Source organism: Paenarthrobacter sp. Y-19 (genome assembly GCF_029223985.1).
Taxonomy (GTDB): domain Bacteria; phylum Actinomycetota; class Actinomycetes; order Actinomycetales; family Micrococcaceae; genus Arthrobacter; species Arthrobacter nicotinovorans.
Map to the genome: position 1 here is coordinate 1,070,842 of NZ_CP119414.1, position 17,598 is coordinate 1,088,439.

14 protein-coding genes are annotated in these 17,598 nt (G+C 64.4%); 5 read left to right on the top strand and 9 right to left on the bottom strand.

Going from position 1 to position 17,598, the window contains the following annotated elements:
- The first annotated feature begins 257 nt into the window (after window positions 1-257).
- The gene (locus tag PYR64_RS05000) at window positions 258-1,667 is read left to right on the top strand and encodes an MFS transporter (protein ID WP_026267117.1); all 1,410 of its coding nucleotides are present in this window, start codon (window positions 258-260) and stop codon (window positions 1,665-1,667) included.
- An 81-nt stretch (window positions 1,668-1,748) separates the two neighbouring features.
- Here the strand turns inward: PYR64_RS05000 and PYR64_RS05005 are convergent, their stop codons facing one another.
- The 9 genes from PYR64_RS05005 to PYR64_RS05045 all read right to left on the bottom strand — a co-directional run bounded on the left by PYR64_RS05005 (window position 1,749) and on the right by PYR64_RS05045 (window position 13,555).
- Window positions 1,749-3,563 (bottom strand): biotin carboxylase N-terminal domain-containing protein, encoded by a 1,815-nt coding sequence (locus PYR64_RS05005; protein WP_018777390.1) that lies wholly within the window; start codon window positions 3,561-3,563, stop codon window positions 1,749-1,751.
- Window positions 3,564-3,680: 117 nt separating this feature from the next.
- A complete protein-coding gene (locus PYR64_RS05010; protein WP_275778711.1) occupies window positions 3,681-4,340 on the bottom strand; it encodes a nucleoside triphosphate pyrophosphatase in 660 nt (219 codons plus the stop codon).
- 150 nt (window positions 4,341-4,490) lie between these two features.
- A complete protein-coding gene (locus tag PYR64_RS05015; protein WP_193589638.1) occupies window positions 4,491-7,016 on the bottom strand; it encodes an MMPL family transporter in 2,526 nt (841 codons plus the stop codon).
- A gap of 1 nt (window position 7,017) precedes the next feature.
- A complete protein-coding gene (locus tag PYR64_RS05020) occupies window positions 7,018-7,737 on the bottom strand; it encodes a TetR family transcriptional regulator (RefSeq protein ID WP_275778713.1) in 720 nt (239 codons plus the stop codon).
- Between the two features lie 104 nt (window positions 7,738-7,841).
- Window positions 7,842-8,303, bottom strand: coding sequence for a YbjQ family protein (locus PYR64_RS05025; RefSeq protein WP_039240400.1), 462 nt, complete (start codon window positions 8,301-8,303; stop codon window positions 7,842-7,844).
- 104 nt (window positions 8,304-8,407) lie between these two features.
- Window positions 8,408-9,841 (bottom strand): dicarboxylate/amino acid:cation symporter, encoded by a 1,434-nt coding sequence (locus PYR64_RS05030; RefSeq protein ID WP_275778716.1) that lies wholly within the window; start codon window positions 9,839-9,841, stop codon window positions 8,408-8,410.
- A gap of 128 nt (window positions 9,842-9,969) precedes the next feature.
- Complete coding sequence (locus tag PYR64_RS05035; RefSeq protein WP_275778718.1) at window positions 9,970-11,652, bottom strand: DUF885 domain-containing protein; 1,683 nt, start codon at window positions 11,650-11,652, stop codon at window positions 9,970-9,972.
- A 65-nt stretch (window positions 11,653-11,717) separates the two neighbouring features.
- Window positions 11,718-11,975: an acyl-CoA carboxylase subunit epsilon gene (locus PYR64_RS05040; RefSeq protein ID WP_018777397.1), complete on the bottom strand. Its 258-nt coding sequence runs from the start codon at window positions 11,973-11,975 to the stop codon at window positions 11,718-11,720.
- On the bottom strand, window positions 11,972-13,555 hold the full coding sequence (locus tag PYR64_RS05045; RefSeq protein WP_018777398.1) for an acyl-CoA carboxylase subunit beta: 1,584 nt from the start codon (window positions 13,553-13,555) through the stop codon (window positions 11,972-11,974). Before PYR64_RS05045 ends, PYR64_RS05040 begins: the two co-directional genes overlap by 4 nt.
- Window positions 13,556-13,771: 216 nt before the next feature.
- Here PYR64_RS05045 and PYR64_RS05050 point away from each other — a divergent pair, with 216 nt between their 5' ends.
- From PYR64_RS05050 to PYR64_RS05065, 4 genes are all read left to right on the top strand, one after another.
- A complete protein-coding gene (locus PYR64_RS05050; RefSeq protein ID WP_189075856.1) occupies window positions 13,772-14,650 on the top strand; it encodes an NAD(P)-dependent oxidoreductase in 879 nt (292 codons plus the stop codon).
- A 67-nt stretch (window positions 14,651-14,717) separates the two neighbouring features.
- The gene (locus tag PYR64_RS05055) at window positions 14,718-15,641 is read left to right on the top strand and encodes a biotin--[acetyl-CoA-carboxylase] ligase (protein ID WP_018777400.1); all 924 of its coding nucleotides are present in this window, start codon (window positions 14,718-14,720) and stop codon (window positions 15,639-15,641) included.
- Complete coding sequence (locus PYR64_RS05060) at window positions 15,634-16,215, top strand: PH domain-containing protein (RefSeq protein ID WP_018777401.1); 582 nt, start codon at window positions 15,634-15,636, stop codon at window positions 16,213-16,215. The genes PYR64_RS05055 and PYR64_RS05060 overlap by 8 nt, the downstream gene beginning before the upstream one ends.
- Before the next feature lies 1 nt (window position 16,216).
- Window positions 16,217-17,452, top strand: a complete 1,236-nt coding sequence (locus PYR64_RS05065) for an adenylate/guanylate cyclase domain-containing protein (protein ID WP_189075854.1) — start codon at window positions 16,217-16,219, stop codon at window positions 17,450-17,452.
- The last annotated feature ends 146 nt before the right edge of the window (window positions 17,453-17,598 follow it).

Sequence of the window (17,598 nt, forward strand, 5' to 3'; positions counted from 1 at the left end):
TAGGTTTGGCGCATTTCACGGACGGTCGCTGTTTGTAAACGCCCTGTGACATTTCCCTATCGGCGGGGTCACCAGCGCGTGAGACGGCGGTGAGGTAATGTGGCGCAGACCACATGGTGGGACTTTCTCGTTCGTCCGCATATTGGACTTGGTTGTCCAGTCAATGGACAGCGGGAACTATTATTGAACTCTCAAATAATCCTTCGCCGGGCAAGCTCCGAGGGGCATCGGCCGGTATGAACGAAAGCTGCAACTACATGTCTTCCACCGCACCATCCAAGGAAGGCGAGTCCACTAAACCAGTGAACTCGCGGGGCAAGGTGATCTTCGCGAGCCTGATCGGCACGACGATCGAGTTCTACGACTTCTACGCCTATGCCACCGCGTCGGTACTCGTCTTCCCCAAGCTCTTCTTCCCGGACGCCACCGACATCAACGCGCTGCTCAGCGCCTTCGCCATCTTCGGTGTAGCCTTCTTCGCGCGTCCCATCGGCGCAGTGGTCTTCGGACACTTTGGTGACAAGATCGGCCGCAAGGGCACCCTGGTTGCCTCACTGCTGACCATGGGTATTGCAACCTTCCTCATCGGCCTCCTGCCCACCGCCTCCATGCCGGGTTGGGCCATCCTCGCGCCGATCATGCTGGTCGTGCTTCGCTTCTTCCAAGGCCTCGCCCTGGGTGGCGAGTGGTCCGGTGCTGCCTTGCTCGCAACGGAGAACGCGCCTGAAGGCAAGCGCGCAATTTACGGTACGTTCCCGCAGCTGGGTGCGCCGATCGGTTTCATCATCGCCAACGTGATCTTCATCTGGATGAACGTGGCGCTCAGTGCTGACGAGTTCCTTGCCTGGGGTTGGCGCGTGCCGTTCATCCTCAGCGCCGTGCTGGTCATCGTCGGTCTCTACGTCCGCCTGAAGCTGGTGGAGAGCGTGTCCTTCACCAAGGTCATCGAGCAGGAGAAGGTCCAGAAGCTGCCCCTCGCTGCAACGCTCAAGAGCCACTGGCGCCCGGTCCTCGCTGGTACGTTCATCATGTTCGCCACGTACGTGCTCTTCTACATCATGACCACGTTCACGCTGTCCTACGGCACCAAGCCAACGTTGGCCGGCGCCCAGGCCGCAGCCGAAAAGGCCGGCAAGCCGATGACGGCCGAGCAGGTCGCCGCGTTCGTCCCCGGGCTGGGCATCACCCGCTCCGACTTCCTCTGGATGCTGATCATCGGCGTCGTCTTCTTCGGCATCTTCACTGTGGTTTCAGGCCCGCTGGCCGAGAAGTGGGGCCGCCGGAAGTTCCTGCTGGGCGTCACGGCCGGAATCTTCGTTTTCGGTGCCCTCTGGTTCACCATGTTTGGACCCGGCCAGGCCGCAGCCATGGTGGGCCTGATCGTGGGCTTCACCCTCATGGGCCTGACGTTCGGCCCGATGGCGGCGATCCTGCCGGAGCTCTTCCCGGCGAACGTGCGTTACACCGGCTCGGCTGTCGCCTACAACCTGTCGTCCATGATCGGAGCGGCCCCTGCGTCCTTCGTGGCCATCGCCCTGTGGTCGGCGGCAAACGGCAGCACTTGGTTGGTGGGCGTCTACATGGCCGCCGCTGCCGTGGTCACCTTCATTGCCTTGCTCCTCACCCGGGAGACCAAGGACACGGACTACGAGAACAACGTCGCCTAAGAACCTTAAGAACAAGCTGCCCAATAACGACGCCGGCCCCGCACCGAAAGGTGCGGGGCCGGCGTCGTTAAGCGTCGGTTCCTAGTCCTCGATGGTCGCGATGACCGCACCGGCGGCCACGGTTTCCCCGGCGCTGGCAGACAGGCCGCGGACGGTGCCCGACTTGTGGGCGGTGAGGGGCTGTTCCATCTTCATGGCTTCGAGAACCACGATCAGATCGCCCTCGGCCACCACGTCACCTTCGGAGGCCGCCACCTTGACGATGGTGCCCTGCATGGGCGAGGTCAGTGCATCGCCGCCGGCAGCGGCGGCCGCAGCACCTGCCGAGCGGGAACGCTTCTTGGACTTGCCGGACTTCGTACCCGTCCCGGCGGAGGCGGTGGCGACGCCGGCACCCAGGCCGGACGGCAGAACCACTTCAAGGCGCTTGCCGCCAACCTCGACGACGACGCGCTGGCGCTCACCGGCGTCGGGCGTTCCGGCGTCTGCGCCCGCAGCAGACCAGGCCGGGATGCTGTTGACGAACTCGGTTTCGATCCAGCGGGTGTGGACCGAGAAGGGGCCCTCCGTGGGAGCGAAAGCAGGGTCGGTGACCACTGCGAGGTCGAACGGGATGACGGTGGGGATACCCTCCACCACCATTTCTTCCAGTGCGCGGCGTGAACGCTGGAGTGCTTGCTCGCGGGAAGCGCCGGTGACGACCAGCTTGGACAGCATGGAGTCGAAGTTGCCGCTGATGACGTCGCCCTGCTCGATGCCGGAATCCACGCGGACACCCGGGCCCGTGGGGTTCTTCAGGGTGGTGACCGTACCGGGCGCGGGCATGAAGTTCCGGCCCGGGTCTTCGCCGGTGATGCGGAACTCGAAGGAGTGGCCGCGGACCTCGGGGTCCTCGTAGCCAAGTGCCTCGCCGCGGGCAATGCGGAACTGCTCGCGGACAAGGTCAATGCCGGTGACCTCTTCGGAAACACAGTGCTCCACCTGGAGGCGCGTGTTGACCTCGAGGAAGGAAATGGTGCCGTCCTGGCCCACCAGGAACTCACAGGTTCCGGCACCCAGGTAGTTGGCTTCCTTGAGGATGGCCTTGGAGGATTCGTAGAGGCGCTTGTTCTGCTCTTCGCTCAGGTACGGGGCAGGGGCTTCTTCCACGAGCTTCTGGTTGCGGCGCTGCAACGAGCAGTCGCGGGTGGAGACCACTACCACGTTGCCGTAGGCGTCGGCCAGGCACTGGGTTTCGACGTGGCGGGGGGCGTCCAGGAACCGCTCAATGAAGCATTCGCCGCGGCCGAAGGCTGCAGTGGCTTCGCGGACGGCGGATTCGTAAAGCTCCGGGATTTCCTCCATGGTGCGCGCAACTTTGATGCCGCGCCCGCCGCCGCCAAACGCAGCCTTGATGGCAACCGGAAGGCCGAATTCTTCGGCAAACTTGAGGATTTCGTCCGCGGATTCCACGGGATCAGCCGTGCCGGGGACCAAGGGTGCGCCCACCTTTTCGGCAATGTGGCGGGCCTGGACCTTGTCGCCCAAAGCCGAAATGGCCTCAGGTGACGGACCGATCCAGTTGATGCCGGCGTCGATGACTTTGGCGGCGAACTCGGCGTTCTCGGCCAGGAAGCCGTAGCCGGGGTGGATGGCATCCGCGCCCGACTGCTTGGCGACGTCGATGATCTTGTCCATCACCAGGTACGACTCAGCGGCCGTGTTCCCACCCAGGGCGTACGCTTCGTCGGCGAGGCGGACGTGGAGGGCGTCGCGGTCCGGGTCTGCGTAGACGGCTACGGAGGCAATGCCTTCGTCCCGGGCGGCTCGGATGATGCGGACCGCGATTTCGCCGCGGTTGGCAATCAAGACCTTGGTAAGAGGGCTGGAAATGGGCTGCGCCGGGTTAGCTGACAAGTTGTTGACTCCTTCTGTCCTTCAGGGAGCCTAGCGCGATTGTGAGGGTTCCGCCCATATTGATGGGGGATTCCGTGTGTGAGGCGATGTTCCTTTGTAGGGTTGCTACAAATTGCCCTACTGGCTGTCCGAGCCCCACAGTTCGGTGATGCCCACCTTGGCATGCACCAGCAAGTCGCGGAGGGTGGAGATGGAAAGACCGACGACGGCGTGCGGGTCCCCGTCCACCTTGCGGATGAAGGCCCCGCCCAATCCGTCGATGGTGAACGAGCCAGCGCAGTGGAGCGGTTCACCGGTAGCGATGTAGGCGTTGATCTCGTTCTCGCTCATCGATGCGAAGTGCACCTCGGCGCTCGACACAGCTCCCACCGTAGCGCCCGTGCCTTCGGCGGGTTCATCGTTTTCCACGTTGGCGGCAGTGTCCCGGCAGTCAACCAGCCAGTGTCCTGTGTGCAGCACGCCTTGTGAGCCGCTCATGCGCAGCATCCGCTCGCGGGCAACCTCCGCGGTGTAGGGCTTGCCGTGGGACTCGCCGTCGAACTCGAACACGGAGTCGCAGCCGATCACCAGGGCACCTTCGGCCTCAGGCAGGGCAGCGACGGCCTCCGCCTTGGCCCTGGCCAGCAGGAGCGCGGTGTCGTGGGCGTCGGTCACACCGTACTTTGCCTGCACCGCGTCCTCGTCCACGTCCGAAACCAGGACCTCGTGCCTGATCCCAGCCTCGGCGAGGAGTTTGGTGCGGGCGGGGGACTGGGAGGCAAGGATCAATCGGGTCACGCTCCCCAGCCTAATATGATCCTCCCTCACATCCCGCGTGCTTCCCGTAGAGGCTCCCTCACATCCCGCGTGCTTGCCGTAGACCCTCCCTCACTGGCGAGAAGCAAGTGAGGGAGCGTCCGTGGTTATCAGTGGTGATGTGAGGAAGGGTTAGTGCACCAGTTCCTCGGCGCCGTCCTTTGAGCGGTCGCTGCGGTTCAGCTTTGCGCCCTCAACATCAACGTCCGGCAGGATCCGGCCAAGCCACTTGGGGAGCCACCAGGCCTTTTCGCCGAGCAGGTACATGATGGCCGGGACGATTGTCATGCGCACAACGAACGCATCGATCAGCACGCCAAATGCCATCGCGAAGCCGAGCGGCCGGACCATGGTCAAGTGGCTGAAGATGAAGCCGGAGAACACACTGACCATGATGATGGCGGCCGCGGTCACCACTGCGGCGGCGTGGCTGAAGCCGGAGCGGACGGCGTGCTTGGCTGACTCACCGTGCATGAAGGACTCCCGCATGCCGGACGTAATGAACACCTGGTAGTCCATGGCCAGGCCGAACAGCACGCCGATCAGGATGATGGGCAGGAAGCTCAGGACGGCACCCGGATTGGCGACGTCGAAGATTCCTCCCAGCCAGCCCCACTGGTAAACGGCGACCACTGCGCCGAAGGCGGCGGCGAGGGAGAGCAGGAATCCACCCGTGGCCAGCAGCGGCACCACGATGGAGCGGAACACCAGGAGCAGCAGGATCAGGGAGAGTCCCACCACGATCGCGAGGTACGGCGGCAGGGCCGCGCCGAGCTTGGCGGAGACGTCGATGTTGCCTGCCGTCTGGCCTGTCAGGCCGATGGTCACGCCAAGGTCGTCGTGGATGGCCGTGCCCTTGGCCCGCAGATCAGAGACAACCTGGACGGTCCCGGCGCTGGCCGGGCCTTCCTTGGGGATGACCTGGAAGACTGCGGTGCGGTGGTCGTCGCTCAGCGCAACCGGAACGGCCGCAACCACGTTGTCGACGCTCCGGAGCTGGTCGGCGACGTCGTACTGCTTGTTCTTGGCGTCGTTGTCGTTCAATCCCTCGGGGAATTCGCCCACCACGATGATCGGGCCGGTCATGCCTTCGCCGAAGCTGCTGCGGGTGAGGTCGTAGGCCTTGTATGCCTGCGAATCGACAGGTTCCGATCCGCCGTCGGGCAGGGCCAGGCGGAGCTGCGAAGCCGGCAGCGCCAAAGCGCCCAACAGCACGACGCTTGCGATCAGGGAAACCCATGGGTGGCGCGTCACAAGGCCGCCCCAACCGCCGCTGCTCCGCTTCTCTTCGAGTTCGCGGTCGGCAGCTTCGTGGCCGGGTTCGGCGTTGTGCTTGGCGGCCTTGGCCCAGGCGCGCTTGGAGATGAGCCTGCGGCCAATTAGGCCGAGGACGGCGGGCGTCAGGGTCAAAGCCACGACGACGGCGACAGCAACTGTCGCTGCGGCGGCAACACCCATGACAGCAAGGAACGGCAGGCCCGGAACCACGAGGGCCGCCAGGGCGATGATCACGGTGAGGCCCGCGAAGAGCACCGCGTTGCCGGACGTGCCGGTAGCCAGTGCGGCCGATTCTTCTCCGTCCATGCCGGCGAGGAGTTGGGTGCGGTGTCGGTTGACGATGAAGAGGGAGTAGTCGATGCCCACTGCGAGGCCGAGCATCAGCGCGAGCATGGGGGAGATGGAGCTCATGTCGATGACGCCGGTAAGCGCGAACGTTCCACCGACGCCCACTGCCACGCCGATCAGGGCCATCAGCAACGGCAGGCCGGCGGCGATAAGGGTGCCCAGCATGAGGATCAGGACGAGGGCCGCAACCGCGACGCCGACGATTTCAGCGATGCCGAAGATTTCCGAGACGTCCTCGGTGATCTCCTTGCTGGCGTAGGCTGTGACGCCTGCCGAGGAGACGCCGTGCACGATCTCCTGGACTTCTTCGCGAACAGCGGGATCGACGGCATTGATGGAGGTCTTGAACTGGACCTGCGCGACGGCGGCCTTGTTGTCGTTGGAGACGAAACGCAGCCCCTCGGAGGCTTCAGCCTGCCGTTTGCCGAGCGCCAAAGCCGCGGCGCCGTCGGCAGCTTCCTTCGCCCCGGCGTCGAGCTTTTCCTTGGTTGCGGCAAGTTCAGCGCGCTGCGGAGCCAGTTGCGCTTCGATCTGGGCGGGCGTAAGGCCGGATGCTGCAAGCTGCTGCTCCACACCGGCAAGCTGTGCTTCGCCTGCGGTCAGCTGCGCGCGGCCCGCGTCCAGCTGGGCCTTGCCTTCGGCGGCTTTGGCTTCACCGGCGGCGATGTCGCCGGGTGCCTTGTCCAGCTGCTCCTGCGTGGTGAAGGGGTTGACCGTTCCCTGGACGTCCGGCAGGCTCTTGAGCTTCTCAAGGGCTGCGGACACTGCGTCCTTCTTGGCCTGGTCGAATCCGGCATCCCCGGCGTCGAAGACCACGGAGGCTGACCCGCCGGAAGCGTCAGGCAGTGCTTCTTTGAGCTTGTCGGCCATCCGTTGGGTTTCGGTGCCCGGGATGGTGAAGTTGTTGGACATGGTGCCGTGGAAGGCTGCGGCCGAGCCGCCCACTGCCACCAGGACGGCCAGCCATATCGAGATGACCAGCCAGCGGCGGCGGTATGAAAACTTGCCGAGACGGTAGAGGAACGAAGCCATGTCAGAACCGATCTGTGGTGGTTGCGGCGGAGGTGGGGACGGGATGGCGGGAGGCGCCCGACGGCGGCGCGAAGCCGGCGCCGAGGAGGCCCATCGCATCGATGAGGTGCTGGCGCAGGGTCGCCAGTGATTCGGAGGAGAGGTCCGGTCCGCGTTCGGCGAACCAGACATTCATGGCGGCTTTGCCGCAGGAGATGACCGAGCCCGCCAGTGCGTGGAGGTACAGCTCGCTGACGCCGGAACCCAATCTGGTGCGGGCGGCGTCGATGATCTGCTCCGTGCAGTGGTCCCAGGCTTCAAGCTCGGAGCGGGCCAGCGAACGGTTGTCCTGGGTGAGGCTGAACAACTCGGCCATGGGGGCAACGGACATCGGGTCAGCGAGGGCCATCAGTGCGGCCCGTGCTGATTCGAGGATGGACTCGTCGGCCGGGCGCAGCCGGAACTGCTCCAATGCGTGGTCCATGAAGCCGTCCGCCACGGAGGCGAGGGCGGCTTCGAGGGTGGGGAAGTAGTTGAAGAATGTGCGCCGCGATACACCTGCGGCGGCAGCGATGTCTTCGACGGTGAAGTTGCCGGACCCTTGGCTGCGCAGAAGGTCCAGGGCTGCGGCCGCGATGGAGCTGCGGGTGGCCGCTTTGTTCAGCTCGCGCCGTGATGGGGTGCCGGCACCGGAGAGGGCAGGGGAATCGGCGGCGGGATCGTGGGTGTTGCTTTGGGTCACGTAATTACACTAAGTGCAAGTTTGCACTCTGCGCAATTTGAAGGTGGTGAATGTGGAAAGTCCCGCCCTCGTTCGAACGAGGGCGGGACTATCGGAGCTTCAGATCAGAACTGCTGAGGCGGGGCTGGCGGAGTCGGCTGCTGCGGCGGAGTCGGCTGCTGCGGCGGGGCCGCGGGGGCTGGCTGCTGCTGGGAGGCCGTCTTTGTCAGGTACACCGACTGTCCCGTGGCGCCGGGCTCGCCCTCGCCCAGGGGCAGGACGTAGACGGCCGTGCCGTAGGCGCAGACTTCGGTCCAGTTGGTGCCCATTTCGGAGGTGTCAAAGCGCATGGCAACGATGGCATTGGCGCCGCGCTGCTGTGCCTCGTTGACCATTCTCGCCATGACTTCCTGGCGGCTTTCGTAGAGTGCCTTGGTCATTTCGGGCAGCTCGCCGCCGCCGAGGGAACGGAAACCGGCAAGCATCTGGGAACCGATGTCCCGCGAGCGGACGGTGAGGCCCATGACTTCGCCGAAAACGGCGTCGATCCGGTGGCCCGGGATTTCATTGGAGGTGACGATCAACATGGTCAGAGCCTATCCAGCTTTCCGTCCTTTAACGGGGAAATCCCCCGGGGAGATCTCCCCGGGGGATTTCCGTCAGTCCGTACTGGCACTGAGGACGGCAGGCGTTAGGCCTTGGAACCGGCCAGTTCACGCTCGTCGGCTTCAGCTGCTGCCTTGTCTGCCGCGTACTCATCGGCGAAGGCGGCACCGTTGCGCGGCGCGTTGTACAGCGACTCGTCCAGGATGCCCTGGCGCTTGGCCACGATGGCGGGGATCAAGGCCTGGCCTGCCACGTTGACGGCCGTGCGGCCCATGTCCAGGATGGGGTCGATGGCCAACAGGAGGCCGACGCCGGCCAGCGGCAGTCCCAGCGTGGACAGGGTCAGCGTCAGCATGACGACGGCGCCGGTGGTACCTGCCGTAGCGGCGGAACCGAGGACGGAGACCAGCACGATGAGCAGGTACTGGGTGAAGTCCAGGTTGATGCCGAAGAACTGCGCTACGAAGATTGCGGCAACGGCCGGGTAGATGGCAGCGCAACCGTCCATCTTGGTGGTGGCGCCCAGGGGCACTGCGAAGGAAGCGTAACCGGAGGGCACGCCTAGGTTCCGTTCAGTGACGCGCTGCGTGAGCGGCAGCGTGCCGATGGAGGAGCGGGAGACGAACGCCAGTTGCACTGCCGGCCAGACGCCGGAGAAGTACTGCTTGATGGAGAGTCCGTGAGCCCGTACCAGGATGGGGTAAAGGACGAACAGCACCAGGGCCAGGCCGATGTAGATGGCGGCGGTGAACTTGCCCAGCGAGCCGATGGTGTCCCAGCCGTAGATTGCAACGGCGTTGCCGATCAGGCCGATGGTGCCCAGCGGGGCGATGCGGATGATCCACCACAGGACCTTCTGGATGACGGCCAGTGCGGAGGCGTTGAAGGTCAGGAAGGCCTCAGCCTGCTTGCCCACCTTGAGGGCTGCGATGCCGACGGCGATCGCGACCACCAGGATCTGGAGGACGTTGAAGCTGACGGAAGTGCTCACTGTGGTGGCTGCGTTGGCGCTTTCCGTGACGGTGGAGCTCGCACCAAGGCCCAGGAAGTTCTTCGGGAACAGGCCGATCAGGAAGGCCCACCAGTCACCGGTCTTGCCGGCGTATTCGGCTTTCTCGGTGATGCCCGTGGCGGCGCCGGGCTGCAGGAGCACGCCCAGGCCGATGCCGATGAGCACCGAAACCAGCGAGGTGATGGCGAACCACAGCAGCGTGTTCCATGCGAGGCGCGCGGCGTTGGAGACCTGGCGCAGGTTCGCGATGGAGCTCACCACGGCGGTGAAAATCAAGGGAACGACGGCGGTCTGCAGCAACGAGACGTAGCTGGAGCCGATCGTCTGGAGGGTTGCGCCGAGACCGTTGGGGGCTGTCTTGGTGCTGCCCGTGTACTTGGCGATCAGGCCGAGAACGAGGCCGATGATGAGGGCTGCGATGATCTGGACGCCGAAGGATCCGGCCCACTTGGGGAGCCGGAAGCCGGATTTTCCAGCTGAAGGGGAGGTGTTGGTTGAGGTGCTCACCGGAACACGGTAGGTGCACCTCAAATAACATAGCGAACGGACGTTGAGAAATGTTACGTGCGTGAAAGTTATTCCCGCCCGGGACGTGGCGTGCGTCTCGCCGGACGCCCGTCCCGGGCGGGTTTTGGCTAACCCAGCAGTGCCCGGCGCAGGACGTCCAGCCCCACCGAGCCGATGTTCAATGCTTTGCTGTGGAACGATTTCAGGTCAAAATCCTCCTGCGACTCGAGTTCAGCGCGGATCTGTTCCCAGAGGCGCTGCCCCACCTTGTATGACGGAGCCTGTCCGGGCCAGCCGAGGTAGCGCGCGAATTCGAACTGGAGTTGGCCTTCGCTGATATCGAGGTTGGCCTTGAGGAAGTCGAAGCCCTTTTCCGGGGTCCAGGTTCCGGTGCCCCAGCGTTCGGGGACGGGCAGTTCCAGGTGGACGCCGATGTCGAACACCACGCGGGCTGCACGCATGCGCTGGCCATCGAGCATGCCCATGTGGTCGCCCGGGTCTTTCAGGTAGCCCAGTTCCAGCATGAGCTGCTCGGCGTAGAGAGCCCAGCCCTCGCCGTGCCCGGAGACCCAGCACACGTTGCGGCGCCAGTTGTTCAGGAGTTCGCGCCGGTACGTTGCCGTCGCTACCTGGAGGTGGTGGCCGGGGACGCCCTCGTGGAACACCGTGGTGGTTTCGGACCAGGTGGTGAAAGTGTCTTCGCCGGCCGGTACGGACCACCACATGCGGCCGGGCCGGGAGAAATCATCGGACGGGCCGGTGTAGTAGATGCCGCCTTCATCGGTAGGGGCGATCATGCACTCAAGCGTCTTCATGACGTCGGGGATGTCGAAATGGACGTCGGCGAGTTCCGAGACGGCGCGATCGGAGAGCTCCTGCATCCAGGCCTTGAGAGCGTCGGTGCCCTTGATCTGGCGGGCAGGATCGTTGTTGAGGATGTTCTTGGCTTCCTCGATCGACGCGCCGGGCTTGATCTGTCCGGCTACCTTCTCCTGCTCGCCGATGAGCCTCTCAAGCTCCTGGACACCCCACACGTAGGTTTCTTCGAGATCCACTTCGGCGCCGATGAAGGACCGGGATGCGAGGGCGTAGCGTTCGCGTCCCACTGCGTCCTTTTCCGGGGCTGCGGGGAGCAGTTCGTCCCGCAGGAAAGCACCCAAAGAGCTGTAGGCAGCGCGTGCCGCGGCGGTGCCGGCATCGAGCTTGTCCTGGACCCCGGCGGGCAGCGGCGAGCCATGAATGGCCGCGTTGGCAGCCATCTTGGCGAAGAATCCGTCCCCGGCGGCGTACCGGCCGGTCTGCTCGATGACAATCCGGACCTGGCGGGCTGCGGCCACCCTGCCGTCTTCCTTGGCCGCGCGCAGGGACGAAATGTAGCCCTCGATGGCCCCGGGAACGTTGGCCGCGCGGCCGGCGATGTGTTCCCACTGCTCCACGGTGTCCGTGGGCATGAGGTCGAAAACGGCGCGGATGTCCTGGGCGGGAGAGGCGATGTTGTTCAGGTCCGCGGCATCCCAGCCGGACTCGTGGATCTCAAGGTCCAGGCCCAGCCGCTCGCGCATGGCGTCGAGGGTGACGGCGTCCACATCATCGGAGGGCTCAAGGCCTGCCAGGGCGTCCAAGGCCAACCTTGTGGCCTCCGCATGGGCTGCGGCCCCGGCAGGCGAGTAGTCCTGGTACTCCGTTTCGTGCCCTGGCAAGCCCAGCGTGGTGGCGAAACCGGGATTGAGTTCGATCAGCTTTTCTGTGTACGCGTCAGCGACGGCATCAATGGCGGACTTCGGGCGTACGGGGGTGTTTGCAGTAGTCACCCACAGAGCCTAACCGCGTCCGCGTCTACGTGAAAGGGTTGTTGAACTCTTGGGCGGTAGGAAAACTACCCCCGGCTGCGCCGCCACGCGCCGGGACCCGGGCTGGGGTCCAGGCGCAGTTGTTGGCGACGGACCCAGTGCCGGACGTTCGGCTTGGTTGGAGCCGCTTCCTGCGGAGCGTTGAGGGAAACCACGACGGCGGCAATCGCCGCGAGTTCCTCGGCCGTCGGTTCGCCCTTGACCACTGAGAACAGGGGCTCGGCGGCTGCTTCGGCGGGCAACTGGTCCGGCGCGGAATCGGCGCGGTGCTTGGGTGCGGTCACAGCGGGATGTTTCCGTGCTTCTTGGTGGGCAGGCTGGCGCGCTTGTCGCGGAGGGCCCGCAGGCCGCGGATGATCTGCAGGCGGGTGTCCGAGGGGGCGATCACTGCGTCAACGTAGCCCAGCTGTGCAGCCTGGTAAGGATTGAGGAGTTCTTCCTCGTAGCCCTGGATGATCTCGGCGCGCTTGGCCTCTACGTCTCCACCGGCCTCGGCGACGGCAGCGAGATCGCGGCGGTAGAGGATGTTGACGGCACCCTGGGCGCCCATGACGCCGATCTGTGCCGTGGGCCAGGCAAGGTTGAGGTCGGCTCCGAGCTTCTTGGAACCCATCACGATGTAGGCGCCACCGTAGGCCTTGCGGGTGATAACGGTGAGCTTGGGGACCGTGGCTTCGGCGTAGGCGTAGAGGAGCTTGGCGCCGCGGCGGATGATGCCCTGGAATTCCTGGTCCTTGCCGGGCAGGAAGCCGGGGACGTCAACCAGCGTGATGATGGGGACGTTGAAGGCGTCGCAATGGCGGACGAACCGTGCCGCCTTTTCCGAGGCCGAGATGTCCAGCGTGCCGGCGAACTGCATCGGCTGGTTGGCGACGATGCCAACGGTGTGTCCCTCGACGCGGCCGTAACCAATGATCACGTTGGGCGCGTAGAGCGACTGCATCTCCAGGAAGTGGGCATCGTCCACGATCTGCTCGATTACCTTGCGCATGTCGTAGGGCTGGTTGGCGGAGTCCGGAATCAGCGAGTCCAGGGCGAGGTCGTCGTCGTTGAGTTCCAGTTCCTGGTCGTGCTCAACAACCGGGGCTTCGGAGAGGTTGTTGGACGGAAGGAAGTCCAGGAGTTCGCGCACGAATTCGATCGCGTCGGCCTCGTCCGATGCCAGGTAGGTGGAGGTACCGGTGGTGGCGTTGTGCTGCCGTGCGCCACCCAGGGTTTCCATGTCCACGTCTTCACCGGTGACGGTCTTGATGACGTCGGGGCCGGTGATGAACATGTGCGAGGTCTTGTCCACCATCACCACGTAGTCGGTCAGGGCGGGGGAGTAGGCTGCGCCGCCGGCGCAAGGGCCCATGATGAGGGAGATCTGGGGGACCACGCCGGAGGCATGGACGTTGTTGCGGAAGATGTCCGCGAACATGGCCAGTGAGGCCACGCCTTCCTGGATGCGCGCGCCGCCGCCGTCGTTGATGCCGACAACCGGGCAGCCGTTGCGGAGGGCGAATTCCTGGACCTTGACGATTTTCTCGCCGTTGACCTGGCTCAGCGAGCCGCCGTAGACGCTGAAGTCCTGGCTGTAGATGGCCACCAGGCGGCCATCTACGGTTCCGTAACCGGAGACCACGCCATCACCGAGCGGCTTCTTCTTTTCCATGCCGAAGGCTGTGGAACGGTGGACCGCAAGGGCGTCGAACTCAACGAAGGAATCCGGGTCAACCAGAAGGTCGATGCGCTCACGGGCGGTGTTCTTGCCGCGTGCGTGCTGCTTCTCAACCGCTTCCGGGCCGGAAGGCTGCTCTGCCCGTGCCTGGCGGTCGCGGAAGTCGGCAATCTTTCCCGCTGTCGTTGTCAGATCGTGGCTCATCAAGTGTCTCCGGCTCTGTAGCTGATATTCGCTGGCGCAGTCCTGGGTGCGGACAGAAGCTCACTTAAGTAGCTTCCGTACAAAGAACAGGCCCCGCAGGCCAGTCTAGTGACGCCTTTGCCGCGAACCGCTGTAGAAACCCTACAATTTTCCGCGTCGTAGCCAAATCCTTCACTATGTTACCCGTCGGTAACATAGTTGGGTTAGAGTGTCCCCATGAGTTCAAGCAACGACGCTTCCAGCACACTTTCCCCGAGTGGCAGCCCCTACGTCGCCACGGGTTCGCTCAAGGACCGGACCATCCTGATGTCAGGCGGAAGCCGTGGCATCGGGCTGGCCATCGCCACCCGCGCGGCCCGCGACGGGGCAAACATCGTCCTGATGGCCAAGACCGGCGATCCCCACCCGAAACTGGAGGGTACGGTCTTTACGGCTGCGGAGCAGTTGGTCGCTGCCGGCGGCCAGGCCCTGCCGCTGGTGGGGGACGTCCGCAATGACGACGACGTCGCCGCGGCAGTCACTGCCGCCGTCGAGCGTTTCGGAGGCATAGACGTCGTGGTCAACAACGCCTCGGCCATCGACCTGTCCCGCACCGACGCTGTCGACATGAAGCGGTACGACCTCATGCAGGACATCAACGTCCGTGGAACATTCCTGTTGTCCAAGCTGGCGCTGCCTGCCCTACGGGAATCCAGCCACGGCCACATCCTCACGTTGTCCCCGCCACTGAACCTCGACCCGAAGTGGGCGGGGATGCACCTGGCCTACACCATGGCCAAGTACGGGATGAGCCTGACGACCCTGGGCCTCGCGGAAGAATTGAAGGACGACGGCGTATCGGTCAACTCGTTGTGGCCATGCACCCTGATCGACACCGCCGCGATCCGCAACATGCCCGGTGGGCGTCAAATGGTACAGGCAGCCCGTGGCCCCGAAATCATGGCCGACGCAGCGCATGCAGTGCTGACGGGGTCCGGAGCCACAGGCAACTTCTATACGGATGAGCAGGTCCTGCGAGCGGCCGGCGTATCCGACTTTTCCCCCTACAGCCTCGGTGCGCCGGAAGACCGCCTGGTGCCGGACATCTTCCTCTAAGCGTTTTCACGGGTTCTTTTCAGGGCCGCCGGCATTCCTGGACGGCACAACTGGATAGGATTCAGCTATGGATGCCGAACAGCCAGACAGCAGCGAAGCAGTTGACCCGCCCAGCGGCATGGAGCGGCCCGCATTGGACCGCGCGGCGCTGCTGGATCCGGACTTCCTGTCCTCCGCCGGCATCTCGCAACTGAAGATTGTGGACTCCACAGGGTCCACGAACGCGGACCTGGTTCGGGCCGTGACAGTGGAGCCGGGCAAGTGGGCCGATCTCGCGGTGCTGACGGCCGAACACCAGACGGCCGCACGCGGACGCCTGGACCGGCACTGGGAAGCCCCGGAGCGCTCTGCGGTCTCAGTCTCGATCGTGCTGCGGCCCGTGACGTCCCAAGGAATGCCCGTTCCGACCCAAAGCTACTCGTGGTTGTCACTTCTCGCAGCCGTTGCCCTGCGCGAAGCCCTGCAGGAAACGGCCGGGCTGCCGGCCGACATCAAGTGGCCGAATGATGTCCTTGTTAACGGGCGGAAGATCGCCGGCATCCTTGCCCAGATGACGCCTCTCGGGGACGGATCTGTCCCAGCGGTGATCCTCGGGGTGGGACTGAATGTCTCTCTCGCCGAGGACGAGCTCCCCGTACCGACTGCGACATCGCTCGCCGTGGAAGGAGCCACGACGACGGACCGCACCACGCTGCTGAAAAGCTACCTGTCGCGTTTCGCCCGGCTCTACCGCAGCTTCTGCAACTCCGAGGGTGACCCTTCGGCCGGTTTGGCCGGGGGAGCGTCCTTGCATAAGCGGGTCGAATCGGCCATGGTCACCTTGGGCCGGGAGGTGCGCGCGCATCTGCCGGGCGACCTCGAGCTGGTCGGCCACGCGTCCCGTCTGGATGAGCATGGTTCGTTGCTGGTGGTGGACCACGGTGGCCGGGAACACGTCATAACTGCCGGCGATGTGGTGCACCTCCGCGCCACAGAAAGCGGTTATGCGTAAAGAGTTGCTTCCGGGGGAGCAGGTCATCACCATCACGCGACAACAGGCCCGCTCGCTCTTCTTTCCAGTGCTGGCCTTCATTGTGGTTCCTGCCGTCGCTGCCTATGCCTGTGCCTGGGTTATCAAGGGCAACGCCCAGCGGCTGGTGCCCTTCATATCAACGGAGTGGACACCGTGGCTCGTGGGTGCGTGCGTGGTGCTGGCGGGGTGGTTCCTGCTGGCCTACAGCATCAAGCGGGTACTGAAATGGCGATCCATCAGATACACCCTCACCAGTCGACGCATACTTGCCAGATACGGAATGTTCAGGCGCAACGACTGGCAGATTTCCCTGGCGGCCATCCGCCATGTGGAAGTCCATCAGAGCCTGCTCCAACGGACATTGCACTCAGGGAATATATCCTTGGATACCGGGCACTCCGGAACAGCGCTGCTGGCAGATGTCCCGGAGGTGGGGAAATTCAGGGGCTTCATCCTTGACGCGTTGGACGAACTCCCGCAAGGTGAGGTTTTTGAGGGTGAACTGTTGGGGGACTATGAAGAATTGCCGTGGGAATTGAGAGAAGGTGGATGAGATGAGCGTTGAGGATCAGCAGTCCGGCGAGGACCTGGACCAGGAGTTCGACGCCGTACCCGAACCTTCAGTGGACGACGACACGGAAGAAGACGACACGGACGACGACGGCACGGACGACGACGACACAGACGACGACACAGCCGCCGGGCCATCCCAGGCCTCCGTTCCTACAGGCCCGCCCACTGGCGTGATGTCGGCAGAGCGGCTGGCGATCAAGGCCCTGGAGGCAAAGCTTCTTGGCGGCGAACGGAAGCTGCGTCGTCGTGAAGTGGCCGCTGGCGCGGGCGTTTCCATTTTGTCTGCCCGTAAGGTGTGGCGCGCGCTGGGTTTCCCGAACTTCAATGACGAGGACGTGGCGTTCACCGAGCGCGACCAGGCTGCACTGTCCAGCATCCTGGACCTGGTGCGCGCCGGCATTCTGACCGAAGAAGCCGCGATCTCCGTGACCCGCTCCATCGGCCAGATGACAGACCGCATGGTGGTCTGGCAGATCGAAGCGTTGGTCGAGGACATGGTGTCCGAGCAGGGCATTCCGGATGCCGTTGCGCGGAAGCAACTGGTGGGACGCTTGCCGTCACTGGTGGATTCCCTGGAAGAGATCCTCGTCTATTCCTACCGACGCCAGCTCAACGCCGGCGTCCAACGGCTCGCTGTCCGGGCCGAAGCCGGTTTGCAGGCCAGCGAGGAAGGCCGCGAAGGGGACGAGGACGATTCCCCGTTGCCCTTGGCACGCGCAGTGGGCTTCGCGGACCTCGTCTCCTACACCAGCCTTTCCCGGCGGATGAACGAGAAGACGCTGGCCCAGTTGGTGCAGCGCTTCGAGAACAAATGCGCCGAAATCATCTCCGTTGGCGGTGGTCGACTGGTCAAGACTGTCGGCGACGAAGTGCTGTACATTGCCGAGACGCCGGCCGCCGGGGCCGAGATCTCGCTTGCTTTGGCGCAGGCCTTTACCGAGGACGAGATCCTGCCCCAATGCCGGGTGTCCATGGTGTGGGGACGCATTCTTTCGCGGCTCGGCGACATTTATGGTCCCACCGTGAACCTGGCCGCGCGCCTCACGACGCTCGCCCAGCCCGGGACGGTGCTGGTGGACGCCATGACCGCAGCTGCCCTCGGCCAGGACGACCGCTTCGTGCTGGTGCCCCAGAAGTCGGAGAACGTCCGTGGCTTTGGCGAGATCCATCCGGTCATGCTGGCCCGCGGCCGTGGCAAGGGCCTGGTTCTCGACTAGGACTGCTCGTTCCCGGACAATGCCCGACCTTCCCCGCCCATCGCTGGGCGGGCCCCACGGACTGTTGCGTTCCTGGCAGCCCATGTTGCGCACTCTTGGCTAATCGATGGATTAACCCGGTACTCTTAGCTTGTTTGTGTTGTGAT